The following is an 11,016-nucleotide window of genomic DNA, read 5'->3' on the forward strand; positions in this document are numbered from 1 at the left end:
TCCTGTATGGTTAATCAAATCCTGATATTTGCGGGCTGAATGTTGCCGGTATGATTTTGCATTTGGCCGTCCGACGATGGCGCCAACCCTCAACCGGCGGGTTTGACGAGGCTGATTTCGGTTTTGCTGTCGAGGACGATATGCAGGTCGCGGATCATGCCGGCTGCCTGCAGCAGGGCGTTCCGGATCTCTTCATTGCTGCGCCATCCGCGTTCGATGGAGAGGGCAACGGTGTGGATGTCGAGGAGACTGTCACGGCCGGGTCCTGATGGAATACCGATTGTTTCGCGCATGTCGCGGATTGTTGTCACTGCCCGTTCGAGGATACGCCGCTTCTGATAGTCGTCGAGGTGATCGAGCCTGTTGGCGTCGCGGACAAGTTCGGCAATGAAACTGTTGGTCAGGGTCATGGCATGAGGTTGCCGGGTCGGCTGACGGGCGTCAATGGAAGACCTTCGAGTGAACTTCAGGTGCCAAAGTTGACGTCAGGCTGTGACGCCGATGCATCACGGCACGCGGACACCGAGGCGCGCTTTTCCACTGAGCAGTTTCTGAATGATTCGTATTTTTATCATAGTGTTGATGGAGGTTCTGGAAGTAATGGATTTACGCTTTTTGCACTCGAACGGCGGAACGTGCCAACTCCATAGAACGGGGCAGGTGGCGCCAGGCTGGTTTCCGCGCCGCCATCTTCGCTCCTGCCATCGAACACGCTGGCAAGCCGGGCCTGGTGTTCGCCGTCTCGCAGTGCGGGCGTCAGGTCGGATATATTGACCCATTCTGGTGGGCATTTACGACGGGTGTCCGACTGATTGACCCATTACAATGGGGCGTTTCAGATGCCCTTTTGCCGGCTGCGGAGATTGCAACACCGGTTTCCAGACCTGTTCAGCGTGACAGGCGCTGCTCATCATCGATCAGGATCAACTGATGCGGGAGAGTGTCTCCCCATGTCCAGAGAACGATGTTGAGGTCGGTATCAGTCGCCCCCGGAGCAAAGCTCCTGACGATCAAACCGCAAAAGCCCTCGTTTTTCAGAACCCGGGCAAGACCTTGTGTGGGTGCTTCACCGAAGAGATTCATGTCGTCTCGCCAGGTCGCGGTGCCGAGAGTTTGAGCTTCAATACCATGATCATGAAGCAGGGCGCCATCGCGCGTGTCAAACAGCGGTGTAATGTCCGCATCGCAGGAGACGAGAGTTGTGGGCTGTAAGCTGCCCGCCTGATTTGCTTCCTTCAGTGCCGTGAGGACTGTCACTGACGTGTAGAGGGCAGGCATACCTTTTGGATTGAATCTGCCGCCGTAAAGCTCGGCTCCTCGTCCGGAGAGCGGCTCACGGGCGTAAACGGGATTAAGCGCCCGGTAGAGCTTGCCCTGGTAGTGCCTCAGGTAGTCAGGCATGCACGCCAGCATCGATCGCGTCGATGTATTCGAGTACTTCGTGAGCGCGCCCGTCTCGAACAAGCTGCATTGCTGTGTGGCCAGAAAAGCCCGAGAGAGGCTGTGAGCGATACCATGCATATGCCATGAGCGCGGACCCGAAACGGGCCTCAACCTTGTTGATGACTTCGATCATTTCGCGCAGTCGCCGTTGGGTTTTGTCTGACTTGATGCGTTCCTTGCGCTGTACGGCATCTTTGCCCAACCCCGCACTGCGAGCGATATCGTCGCTTGTTGTATGAAGAACGTCAGCGATTTTTCCTGGCGCGAAAAGCCCTTTGTCAGCATATTGTGTGAGAGCCATGAGCGCCTCCTTTGATTAAACGAGGATATTGACGCAATGTAGCGTCAAATTCATTGGCATTCAAGGTTTAAGTGTCTCTGATCCTGCAAGCCGCTATGTCTCCACGCCGGATGCCGTCGCCGTTCCGACCGCGCGTGATCTTACTTTCTTGTCGGGACCACGTGGAGAGCACAGCGCGGCAATAGCCGGCGAATGCAGAAGCCCGGGCATGTCTCATCTTCTGGCAGTCTCCAAAAGGGGCCTCGATTTCGGATCAGGATGCCCGGGAAGTTATAGAACAGGCTAGAGCGGCCGTAGACCGATGGCCTGAGTTTGCTGAGGACGTTCAGTTATCCAGATCCCGGACCGCTGAACTCGACAAGTTCCTGAATGGTAATCGGCTGGCTTAAAGGTTCATGTTTGGATGGATCGGATTTCCGCAGGCCGGATGCCACAAACGTGGAAAGTTCCTGAAACTTTCAAAAATTGGAAGTGTCAGGAATTATGTCTTCGTTGATAGACCGGACCTCTTCATCCGGATTGGCTGATCATTTTTGGAATGACCGGCAGTTGCCGAGGGGAGTCAAGTGTCATTGGCGTGAGAATTGCTCGGCCTGATAGCGATGCAATGCTCACGCCAGGTCGTCTATATCGACGTTGAGTGTCTGAGCGATTTTTCGCAGGACGGTGAGGCTTCCGGCTTTTTTGCCGCTTTCAATCTCTGACAGATAGGGCGCACTTATCGAGACTTTAGTTGCGAGGTCTTTGGCGGTCATTCTTCGATGCTCGCGCCAGACTTTTACGGCGTTGTCGCCGGAAAGAAGACGATTGACGACAACGGCAGGAACGAGTTCGTCATGCCCGGCGGCGATATCAGTCTTGATCTTCTCAGCAGATGCGACGTCAGCCCTGTCCACAAGGCTTTCATATTCAGACAGGGGAAGGACAATGAGCGTTTCCCCATTTGGAGTGGTTATGGTTTGCATCATTTGCCTCCTATTCGTAGATACTGCCGCGTGCCCCGATTTTTATGACTTCCAGCACATTTCCCTGGTCGTCCATAATGATGCGCCAGTCGGCAACGCGTAAACGAATGAATTGTGAGCCAGTCAGTGTTTTTACATTGTTGGCAAGAGATTTTGGATCGCTTGCATATTGCTCTATTTTGGCTGTGATCCGCGTGGACTCGTTCGTTGGGAGCCGGCGGAGGACCTTTAGAGAAGATTTGCTATAAGCTATCCTTTTCATCAAAAACTAATAGCATATAGCGAATTTTTTGCAAGACGTTTGGCCGTTTTGCAGATTACATTTTGCGGCTGGATTTTCACGGCATTGAAGCCGATACACGCCTATGCGGAAACTGAAGAGTCAGTTCGATGAGCGGTTTCGATGAGATCGAGACCGCAGTCATAATCCGCTCTCCTTATCTGTGGAGCCGAGAGGCTTCCCGCGGTAAAATCGAGGGTTGGAAGCGGTGGTGATGGTTTGCGTTATGGTCCCTGTCAGGCTGCCGCTCTGAGGTCGAAATTCGCGTGGATCACATCGTAGGGTACGTGAACCTTTCCGTCTTCGGTTTGTTCGAAGATACCCCAATCCGACAACGCGGACACGTCCTCGTGTACACGCTTGACGTCACGTTCGACGGATCGGGCAAGTCCGCGTATGCTGGATGGGCCGATCTTCTGAAGATGTTCAATCAATTCCCACCTTTTGGGGGTGATGACAGAAAAAAGCTGTGCAGGCGACGAGAAGGTGAAGACTGCCACGGGCTCTGAGGGATTACCTGAGCGCATGGCGCTGGTTGCCCTGTCAAAAGCTTCATCGAGGGCAGCCTCACTGTCTGCTCTGATTTGAATCAAGGCTTCTCTCATGGTTTCTGCCTCCTCTTGATTATCTCTTTCCGACAATCGAACAGTGGACATACTTCAGCGAGTGAGCGCCACTTGTGGTGGCGAGGTGAAAATTATGCGGCTTCCAGTTCCTTGATGTTGGCAAGGTCGGCCTCCAGTACGGCTACGGCACTTTTGATGTCGAAGGCGTTTTGCAAATTCAGCCAGTATTCAGGGGTGGTCTTGAAGAATTTTGCCAGTCGCAGCGCAGTGTCAGCGGTAATGCCGAGCTTTTCCGTTACAATCCGCTCTATGCGTGTTCCGGGAATGTTGAGGTGCCTTGCGAGGGCATATGGCGACATATCCAGTGGTTCAAGATAGAGTTCCCGCAGGATTTCGCCCGGATGGATCGCGGGGGATTTGCTGATTGTCATGATCTCTGGGCCTCCCTGACTGAACTGTCATGATTGTTTCTATGAGGTTATCGCTTAGTGATGGCCGGTAATTTCAACGCTTTCCGCACCGGCTTCCGTTCAGATAAAGCACTGTTATAAGGAAAGGTTGTGTTCCTTATAACGGCGTGACGGGGCTCCAAAAGGGAACCTTTCGCGCTTGATCCTGCCGCTCGATGCGGAAGGCTCAGGCGAGCGGATGCTTTGTCAGTAGCTTGTTTCTGCCGCCGCGTATGCGGACCACCGTATTATTGCGCGGCATGGGCCTTGGCGGTCACGTCAACACCGAGTGCTCTCATAACGGCCAACGTCGTTTTGAGCGTTGGGTTACCGCGCTCGCTGAACGATCGATAAAGCTGTTCGCGAGACAGGCCTGTTTTGCGCGAGATTTCGGTCATGCCTTTAGCACGCGCGACGACGCCGAGCGCCTTTGCAACATAGGCAGCATCGCCGGTTTCGAAGGCGTCGGCCATGAACGCGGCGATTTCTTCATCGTCGACCAAAGCGGCAGCAGGATCATAGGTGGTCAGTTTTTCAGTCATCTTTTTCGCTCCATTCCCTGGCGAGTTTATGCGCGGCGGCAATATCACGGGCTTGCGATCCTTTGTCGCCCCCGCATAAAAGCACGATGAGAACATTGCCCCGTCTCTGAAAGTAGACGCGATAGCCGGGGCCATAGTGTATTCGCAATTCACTGACGCCTTCCCCAACCGGCTCGACGTCCCCCGGCAAGCCTTCAGCCAGCCGCATCAATCGCGCCGCAATGACAGTCCTCGCTCGTTTGTCCCTTAGACGGGTTTCCCATTTGGCGAAAACCGCCGTCTGCTTTAGCTCGATCATGAGATGCACCGTAGTCTATAAACTACACTATTGCAAGGTTGGAGGAGAATTGGTGGCCTTAAAAAAGCGTAGCTGGCCACGCTTGCCCGCCTCGAACGCAGCAGGCAGCGCAGGCTCTACTTCCCGTGGGGAATGGAGCGGACAATGGTTTGCGCTGTGCTGGACGAATCTGGGACAGCAGTCGACGCTTATGCGGAAACTGAAGAGATGTTTGATGAGCGGTAGGGTTGGATTGGCGGTCGCTGCAGGGTATTTATATCTGGAATATTTTGCCAATATTTGTTTTATGAATACATATATTTTTATTTTTATACTTTATGTTTGAAATAAATTACCACTTACGGCTGGAGTGAATGATTGATCGCCGCGTGCCATTGATTTGAGGCAGGGGATAGCCGCCACCAAACATATAATTTATGTCGAAATGGCGCCAAAACATATAAATATTGTAAGCAAACCATTGCTGCAGGAGGCAGGGAGTTTAATTGGCGGATTTTGCTTGTTTTACGGACAGGAAATTCGAGTTACTTGTAACCACGTGATTTTATATGGGTTTTGCATGAAGGAGGGATTACTTATTGGTGGAGCCGAGATGGAATCTGATTGTGAAGTGGACTGAAAAGGTGATGAAAATTGATGGCGATCGATCATAATAACAATATCATGATATTGTTATTATGATCGATCGCCATCAATTTTCATCACCTTTTCAGTCCACTTCACAATCAGATTCCATCTCGGCTCCACCAATAAGTAATCCCTCCTTCATGCAAAACCCATATAAAATCACGTGGTTACAAGTAACTCGAATTTCCTGTCCGTAAAACAAGCAAAATCCGCCAATTAAACTCCCTGCCTCCTGCAGCAATGGTTTGCTTACAATATTTATATGTTTTGGCGCCATTTCGACATAAATTATATGTTTGGTGGCGGCTATCCCCTGCCTCAAATCAATGGCACGCGGCGATCAATCATTCACTCCAGCCGTAAGTGGTAATTTATTTCAAACATAAAGTATAAAAATAAAAATATATGTATTCATAAAACAAATATTGGCAAAATATTCCAGATATAAATACCCTGCAGCGACCGCCAATCCAACCCTACCGCTCATCAAACATCTCTTCAGTTTCCGCATAAGCGTCGACTGCTGTCCCAGATTCGTCCAGCACAGCGCAAACCATTGTCCGCTCCATTCCCCACGGGAAGTAGAGCCTGCGCTGCCTGCTGCGTTCGAGGCGGGCAAGCGTGGCCAGCTACGCTTTTTTAAGGCCACCAATTCTCCTCCAACCTTGCAATAGTGTAGTTTATAGACTACGGTGCATCTCATGATCGAGCTAAAGCAGACGGCGGTTTTCGCCAAATGGGAAACCCGTCTAAGGGACAAACGAGCGAGGACTGTCATTGCGGCGCGATTGATGCGGCTGGCTGAAGGCTTGCCGGGGGACGTCGAGCCGGTTGGGGAAGGCGTCAGTGAATTGCGAATACACTATGGCCCCGGCTATCGCGTCTACTTTCAGAGACGGGGCAATGTTCTCATCGTGCTTTTATGCGGGGGCGACAAAGGATCGCAAGCCCGTGATATTGCCGCCGCGCATAAACTCGCCAGGGAATGGAGCGAAAAAGATGACTGAAAAACTGACCACCTATGATCCTGCTGCCGCTTTGGTCGACGATGAAGAAATCGCCGCGTTCATGGCCGACGCCTTCGAAACCGGCGATGCTGCCTATGTTGCAAAGGCGCTCGGCGTCGTCGCGCGTGCTAAAGGCATGACCGAAATCTCGCGCAAAACAGGCCTGTCTCGCGAACAGCTTTATCGATCGTTCAGCGAGCGCGGTAACCCAACGCTCAAAACGACGTTGGCCGTTATGAGAGCACTCGGTGTTGACGTGACCGCCAAGGCCCATGCCGCGCAATAATACGGTGGTCCGCATACGCGGCGGCAGAAACAAGCTACTGACAAAGCATCCGCTCGCCTGAGCCTTCCGCATCGAGCGGCAGGATCAAGCGCGAAAGGTTCCCTTTTGGAGCCCCGTCACGCCGTTATAAGGAACACAACCTTTCCTTATAACAGTGCTTTATCTGAACGGAAGCCGGTGCGGAAAGCGTTGAAATTACCGGCCATCACTAAGCGATAACCTCATAGAAACAATCATGACAGTTCAGTCAGGGAGGCCCAGAGATCATGACAATCAGCAAATCCCCCGCGATCCATCCGGGCGAAATCCTGCGGGAACTCTATCTTGAACCACTGGATATGTCGCCATATGCCCTCGCAAGGCACCTCAACATTCCCGGAACACGCATAGAGCGGATTGTAACGGAAAAGCTCGGCATTACCGCTGACACTGCGCTGCGACTGGCAAAATTCTTCAAGACCACCCCTGAATACTGGCTGAATTTGCAAAACGCCTTCGACATCAAAAGTGCCGTAGCCGTACTGGAGGCCGACCTTGCCAACATCAAGGAACTGGAAGCCGCATAATTTTCACCTCGCCACCACAAGTGGCGCTCACTCGCTGAAGTATGTCCACTGTTCGATTGTCGGAAAGAGATAATCAAGAGGAGGCAGAAACCATGAGAGAAGCCTTGATTCAAATCAGAGCAGACAGTGAGGCTGCCCTCGATGAAGCTTTTGACAGGGCAACCAGCGCCATGCGCTCAGGTAATCCCTCAGAGCCCGTGGCAGTCTTCACCTTCTCGTCGCCTGCACAGCTTTTTTCTGTCATCACCCCCAAAAGGTGGGAATTGATTGAACATCTTCAGAAGATCGGCCCATCCAGCATACGCGGACTTGCCCGATCCGTCGAACGTGACGTCAAGCGTGTACACGAGGACGTGTCCGCGTTGTCGGATTGGGGTATCTTCGAACAAACCGAAGACGGAAAGGTTCACGTACCCTACGATGTGATCCACGCGAATTTCGACCTCAGAGCGGCAGCCTGACAGGGACCATAACGCAAACCATCACCACCGCTTCCAACCCTCGATTTTACCGCGGGAAGCCTCTCGGCTCCACAGATAAGGAGAGCGGATTATGACTGCGGTCTCGATCTCATCGAAACCGCTCATCGAACTGACTCTTCAGTTTCCGCATAGGCGTGTATCGGCTTCAATGCCGTGAAAATCCAGCCGCAAAATGTAATCTGCAAAACGGCCAAACGTCTTGCAAAAAATTCGCTATATGCTATTAGTTTTTGATGAAAAGGATAGCTTATAGCAAATCTTCTCTAAAGGTCCTCCGCCGGCTCCCAACGAACGAGTCCACGCGGATCACAGCCAAAATAGAGCAATATGCAAGCGATCCAAAATCTCTTGCCAACAATGTAAAAACACTGACTGGCTCACAATTCATTCGTTTACGCGTTGCCGACTGGCGCATCATTATGGACGACCAGGGAAATGTGCTGGAAGTCATAAAAATCGGGGCACGCGGCAGTATCTACGAATAGGAGGCAAATGATGCAAACCATAACCACTCCAAATGGGGAAACGCTCATTGTCCTTCCCCTGTCTGAATATGAAAGCCTTGTGGACAGGGCTGACGTCGCATCTGCTGAGAAGATCAAGACTGATATCGCCGCCGGGCATGACGAACTCGTTCCTGCCGTTGTCGTCAATCGTCTTCTTTCCGGCGACAACGCCGTAAAAGTCTGGCGCGAGCATCGAAGAATGACCGCCAAAGACCTCGCAACTAAAGTCTCGATAAGTGCGCCCTATCTGTCAGAGATTGAAAGCGGCAAAAAAGCCGGAAGCCTCACCGTCCTGCGAAAAATCGCTCAGACACTCAACGTCGATATAGACGACCTGGCGTGAGCATTGCATCGCTATCAGGCCGAGCAATTCTCACGCCAATGACACTTGACTCCCCTCGGCAACTGCCGGTCATTCCAAAAATGATCAGCCAATCCGGATGAAGAGGTCCGGTCTATCAACGAAGACATAATTCCTGACACTTCCAATTTTTGAAAGTTTCAGGAACTTTCCACGTTTGTGGCATCCGGCCTGCGGAAATCCGATCCATCCAAACATGAACCTTTAAGCCAGCCGATTACCATTCAGGAACTTGTCGAGTTCAGCGGTCCGGGATCTGGATAACTGAACGTCCTCAGCAAACTCAGGCCATCGGTCTACGGCCGCTCTAGCCTGTTCTATAACTTCCCGGGCATCCTGATCCGAAATCGAGGCCCCTTTTGGAGACTGCCAGAAGATGAGACATGCCCGGGCTTCTGCATTCGCCGGCTATTGCCGCGCTGTGCTCTCCACGTGGTCCCGACAAGAAAGTAAGATCACGCGCGGTCGGAACGGCGACGGCATCCGGCGTGGAGACATAGCGGCTTGCAGGATCAGAGACACTTAAACCTTGAATGCCAATGAATTTGACGCTACATTGCGTCAATATCCTCGTTTAATCAAAGGAGGCGCTCATGGCTCTCACACAATATGCTGACAAAGGGCTTTTCGCGCCAGGAAAAATCGCTGACGTTCTTCATACAACAAGCGACGATATCGCTCGCAGTGCGGGGTTGGGCAAAGATGCCGTACAGCGCAAGGAACGCATCAAGTCAGACAAAACCCAACGGCGACTGCGCGAAATGATCGAAGTCATCAACAAGGTTGAGGCCCGTTTCGGGTCCGCGCTCATGGCATATGCATGGTATCGCTCACAGCCTCTCTCGGGCTTTTCTGGCCACACAGCAATGCAGCTTGTTCGAGACGGGCGCGCTCACGAAGTACTCGAATACATCGACGCGATCGATGCTGGCGTGCATGCCTGACTACCTGAGGCACTACCAGGGCAAGCTCTACCGGGCGCTTAATCCCGTTTACGCCCGTGAGCCGCTCTCCGGACGAGGAGCCGAGCTTTACGGCGGCAGATTCAATCCAAAAGGTATGCCTGCCCTCTACACGTCAGTGACAGTCCTCACGGCACTGAAGGAAGCAAATCAGGCGGGCAGCTTACAGCCCACAACTCTCGTCTCCTGCGATGCGGACATTACACCGCTGTTTGACACGCGCGATGGCGCCCTGCTTCATGATCATGGTATTGAAGCTCAAACTCTCGGCACCGCGACCTGGCGAGACGACATGAATCTCTTCGGTGAAGCACCCACACAAGGTCTTGCCCGGGTTCTGAAAAACGAGGGCTTTTGCGGTTTGATCGTCAGGAGCTTTGCTCCGGGGGCGACTGATACCGACCTCAACATCGTTCTCTGGACATGGGGAGACACTCTCCCGCATCAGTTGATCCTGATCGATGATGAGCAGCGCCTGTCACGCTGAACAGGTCTGGAAACCGGTGTTGCAATCTCCGCAGCCGGCAAAAGGGCATCTGAAACGCCCCATTGTAATGGGTCAATCAGTCGGACACCCGTCGTAAATGCCCACCAGAATGGGTCAATATATCCGACCTGACGCCCGCACTGCGAGACGGCGAACACCAGGCCCGGCTTGCCAGCGTGTTCGATGGCAGGAGCGAAGATGGCGGCGCGGAAACCAGCCTGGCGCCACCTGCCCCGTTCTATGGAGTTGGCACGTTCCGCCGTTCGAGTGCAAAAAGCGTAAATCCATTACTTCCAGAACCTCCATCAACACTATGATAAAAATACGAATCATTCAGAAACTGCTCAGTGGAAAAGCGCGCCTCGGTGTCCGCGTGCCGTGATGCATCGGCGTCACAGCCTGACGTCAACTTTGGCACCTGAAGTTCACTCGAAGGTCTTCCATTGACGCCCGTCAGCCGACCCGGCAACCTCATGCCATGACCCTGACCAACAGTTTCATTGCCGAACTTGTCCGCGACGCCAACAGGCTCGATCACCTCGACGACTATCAGAAGCGGCGTATCCTCGAACGGGCAGTGACAACAATCCGCGACATGCGCGAAACAATCGGTATTCCATCAGGACCCGGCCGTGACAGTCTCCTCGACATCCACACCGTTGCCCTCTCCATCGAACGCGGATGGCGCAGCAATGAAGAGATCCGGAACGCCCTGCTGCAGGCAGCCGGCATGATCCGCGACCTGCATATCGTCCTCGACAGCAAAACCGAAATCAGCCTCGTCAAACCCGCCGGTTGAGGGTTGGCGCCATCGTCGGACGGCCAAATGCAAAATCATACCGGCAACATTCAGCCCGCAAATATCAGGATTTGATTAACCATACAGGA

The 11,016-nt window shown here is 52.8% G+C and carries 16 protein-coding genes; 8 read left to right on the forward strand and 8 right to left on the reverse strand.

Annotation, left to right across the window (positions count from 1 at the left end; all coding sequences use genetic code 11):
- Nucleotides 1–89 precede the first annotated feature (89 nt).
- The 8 genes from O3S81_RS26465 to O3S81_RS26505 form a co-directional block, all read right to left on the reverse strand.
- Complete coding sequence (locus O3S81_RS26465; protein WP_269347870.1) at nucleotides 90–410, reverse strand: hypothetical protein; 321 nt, start codon at nucleotides 408–410, stop codon at nucleotides 90–92.
- A 478-nt stretch (nucleotides 411–888) separates the two neighbouring features.
- Nucleotides 889–1,401 carry an RES family NAD+ phosphorylase gene (locus tag O3S81_RS26470; RefSeq protein ID WP_269347872.1) on the reverse strand — a complete coding sequence of 171 codons (513 nt, stop codon included), beginning with the start codon at nucleotides 1,399–1,401 and terminating at the stop codon, nucleotides 889–891.
- Nucleotides 1,394–1,744 carry an MbcA/ParS/Xre antitoxin family protein gene (locus O3S81_RS26475; protein ID WP_269347874.1) on the reverse strand — a complete coding sequence of 117 codons (351 nt, stop codon included), beginning with the start codon at nucleotides 1,742–1,744 and terminating at the stop codon, nucleotides 1,394–1,396. The genes O3S81_RS26470 and O3S81_RS26475 overlap by 8 nt, the downstream gene beginning before the upstream one ends.
- Nucleotides 1,745–2,355: 611 nt before the next feature.
- A complete protein-coding gene (locus O3S81_RS26480; RefSeq protein ID WP_131861679.1) occupies nucleotides 2,356–2,709 on the reverse strand; it encodes a helix-turn-helix transcriptional regulator in 354 nt (117 codons plus the stop codon).
- A gap of 516 nt (nucleotides 2,710–3,225) precedes the next feature.
- On the reverse strand, nucleotides 3,226–3,594 hold the full coding sequence (locus O3S81_RS26490; protein ID WP_243017504.1) for an HVO_A0114 family putative DNA-binding protein: 369 nt from the start codon (nucleotides 3,592–3,594) through the stop codon (nucleotides 3,226–3,228).
- 92 nt (nucleotides 3,595–3,686) lie between these two features.
- On the reverse strand, nucleotides 3,687–3,986 hold the full coding sequence (locus O3S81_RS26495) for a HigA family addiction module antitoxin (protein WP_269347884.1): 300 nt from the start codon (nucleotides 3,984–3,986) through the stop codon (nucleotides 3,687–3,689).
- 266 nt (nucleotides 3,987–4,252) lie between these two features.
- Nucleotides 4,253–4,546, reverse strand: a complete 294-nt coding sequence (locus tag O3S81_RS26500) for an addiction module antidote protein (RefSeq protein ID WP_045025177.1) — start codon at nucleotides 4,544–4,546, stop codon at nucleotides 4,253–4,255.
- Nucleotides 4,539–4,844 carry a type II toxin-antitoxin system RelE/ParE family toxin gene (locus tag O3S81_RS26505; protein ID WP_269347887.1) on the reverse strand — a complete coding sequence of 102 codons (306 nt, stop codon included), beginning with the start codon at nucleotides 4,842–4,844 and terminating at the stop codon, nucleotides 4,539–4,541. The genes O3S81_RS26500 and O3S81_RS26505 overlap by 8 nt, the downstream gene beginning before the upstream one ends.
- A gap of 1,328 nt (nucleotides 4,845–6,172) precedes the next feature.
- On the opposite strand from O3S81_RS26505, the gene O3S81_RS26510 reads away from it, so the two are divergent.
- The 8 genes from O3S81_RS26510 to O3S81_RS26550 all read left to right on the forward strand — a co-directional run bounded on the left by O3S81_RS26510 (nucleotide 6,173) and on the right by O3S81_RS26550 (nucleotide 10,927).
- Entirely contained in the window at nucleotides 6,173–6,478 is a 306-nt protein-coding gene (locus O3S81_RS26510; protein WP_269347887.1) for a type II toxin-antitoxin system RelE/ParE family toxin, read from the forward strand.
- The gene (locus O3S81_RS26515) at nucleotides 6,471–6,764 is read left to right on the forward strand and encodes an addiction module antidote protein (RefSeq protein WP_045025177.1); all 294 of its coding nucleotides are present in this window, start codon (nucleotides 6,471–6,473) and stop codon (nucleotides 6,762–6,764) included. Before O3S81_RS26510 ends, O3S81_RS26515 begins: the two co-directional genes overlap by 8 nt.
- Nucleotides 6,765–7,030: 266 nt before the next feature.
- On the forward strand, nucleotides 7,031–7,330 hold the full coding sequence (locus O3S81_RS26520; protein ID WP_269347884.1) for a HigA family addiction module antitoxin: 300 nt from the start codon (nucleotides 7,031–7,033) through the stop codon (nucleotides 7,328–7,330).
- Nucleotides 7,331–7,422: 92 nt separating this feature from the next.
- On the forward strand, nucleotides 7,423–7,791 hold the full coding sequence (locus tag O3S81_RS26525) for an HVO_A0114 family putative DNA-binding protein (RefSeq protein ID WP_243017504.1): 369 nt from the start codon (nucleotides 7,423–7,425) through the stop codon (nucleotides 7,789–7,791).
- Between the two features lie 516 nt (nucleotides 7,792–8,307).
- Complete coding sequence (locus O3S81_RS26535) at nucleotides 8,308–8,661, forward strand: helix-turn-helix transcriptional regulator (RefSeq protein ID WP_131861679.1); 354 nt, start codon at nucleotides 8,308–8,310, stop codon at nucleotides 8,659–8,661.
- Between the two features lie 611 nt (nucleotides 8,662–9,272).
- Nucleotides 9,273–9,623 (forward strand): MbcA/ParS/Xre antitoxin family protein, encoded by a 351-nt coding sequence (locus O3S81_RS26540; protein ID WP_269347874.1) that lies wholly within the window; start codon nucleotides 9,273–9,275, stop codon nucleotides 9,621–9,623.
- Nucleotides 9,616–10,128 (forward strand): RES family NAD+ phosphorylase, encoded by a 513-nt coding sequence (locus O3S81_RS26545; protein WP_269347872.1) that lies wholly within the window; start codon nucleotides 9,616–9,618, stop codon nucleotides 10,126–10,128. The genes O3S81_RS26540 and O3S81_RS26545 overlap by 8 nt, the downstream gene beginning before the upstream one ends.
- Before the next feature lie 478 nt (nucleotides 10,129–10,606).
- A complete protein-coding gene (locus tag O3S81_RS26550) occupies nucleotides 10,607–10,927 on the forward strand; it encodes a hypothetical protein (protein WP_269347870.1) in 321 nt (106 codons plus the stop codon).
- Nucleotides 10,928–11,016: the final 89 nt, after the last annotated feature.

The sequence above is a fragment of the Agrobacterium sp. SOY23 genome (assembly GCF_027212525.1).
GTDB classification, from domain to species: domain Bacteria; phylum Pseudomonadota; class Alphaproteobacteria; order Rhizobiales; family Rhizobiaceae; genus Agrobacterium; species Agrobacterium tumefaciens_I.

What these genes read in the sequence shown, in the direction of transcription:
- O3S81_RS26475 (WP_269347874.1), bottom strand. Translation starts at nt 1,744, where the DNA reads ATGGCTCTCACACAATATGCTGACAAAGGGCTTTTCGCGCCAGGAAAA.
- O3S81_RS26500 (WP_045025177.1), bottom strand. Translation starts at nt 4,546, where the DNA reads ATGACTGAAAAACTGACCACCTATGATCCTGCTGCCGCTTTGGTCGAC.
- O3S81_RS26520 (WP_269347884.1), top strand. Translation starts at nt 7,031, where the DNA reads ATGACAATCAGCAAATCCCCCGCGATCCATCCGGGCGAAATCCTGCGG.
- O3S81_RS26535 (WP_131861679.1), top strand. Translation starts at nt 8,308, where the DNA reads ATGCAAACCATAACCACTCCAAATGGGGAAACGCTCATTGTCCTTCCC.
- O3S81_RS26470 (WP_269347872.1), bottom strand. Translation starts at nt 1,401, where the DNA reads ATGCCTGACTACCTGAGGCACTACCAGGGCAAGCTCTACCGGGCGCTT.
- O3S81_RS26510 (WP_269347887.1), top strand. Translation starts at nt 6,173, where the DNA reads ATGATCGAGCTAAAGCAGACGGCGGTTTTCGCCAAATGGGAAACCCGT.
- O3S81_RS26550 (WP_269347870.1), top strand. Translation starts at nt 10,607, where the DNA reads ATGACCCTGACCAACAGTTTCATTGCCGAACTTGTCCGCGACGCCAAC.
- O3S81_RS26465 (WP_269347870.1), bottom strand. Translation starts at nt 410, where the DNA reads ATGACCCTGACCAACAGTTTCATTGCCGAACTTGTCCGCGACGCCAAC.
- O3S81_RS26545 (WP_269347872.1), top strand. Translation starts at nt 9,616, where the DNA reads ATGCCTGACTACCTGAGGCACTACCAGGGCAAGCTCTACCGGGCGCTT.
- O3S81_RS26540 (WP_269347874.1), top strand. Translation starts at nt 9,273, where the DNA reads ATGGCTCTCACACAATATGCTGACAAAGGGCTTTTCGCGCCAGGAAAA.
- O3S81_RS26490 (WP_243017504.1), bottom strand. Translation starts at nt 3,594, where the DNA reads ATGAGAGAAGCCTTGATTCAAATCAGAGCAGACAGTGAGGCTGCCCTC.
- O3S81_RS26480 (WP_131861679.1), bottom strand. Translation starts at nt 2,709, where the DNA reads ATGCAAACCATAACCACTCCAAATGGGGAAACGCTCATTGTCCTTCCC.
- O3S81_RS26505 (WP_269347887.1), bottom strand. Translation starts at nt 4,844, where the DNA reads ATGATCGAGCTAAAGCAGACGGCGGTTTTCGCCAAATGGGAAACCCGT.
- O3S81_RS26515 (WP_045025177.1), top strand. Translation starts at nt 6,471, where the DNA reads ATGACTGAAAAACTGACCACCTATGATCCTGCTGCCGCTTTGGTCGAC.
- O3S81_RS26495 (WP_269347884.1), bottom strand. Translation starts at nt 3,986, where the DNA reads ATGACAATCAGCAAATCCCCCGCGATCCATCCGGGCGAAATCCTGCGG.
- O3S81_RS26525 (WP_243017504.1), top strand. Translation starts at nt 7,423, where the DNA reads ATGAGAGAAGCCTTGATTCAAATCAGAGCAGACAGTGAGGCTGCCCTC.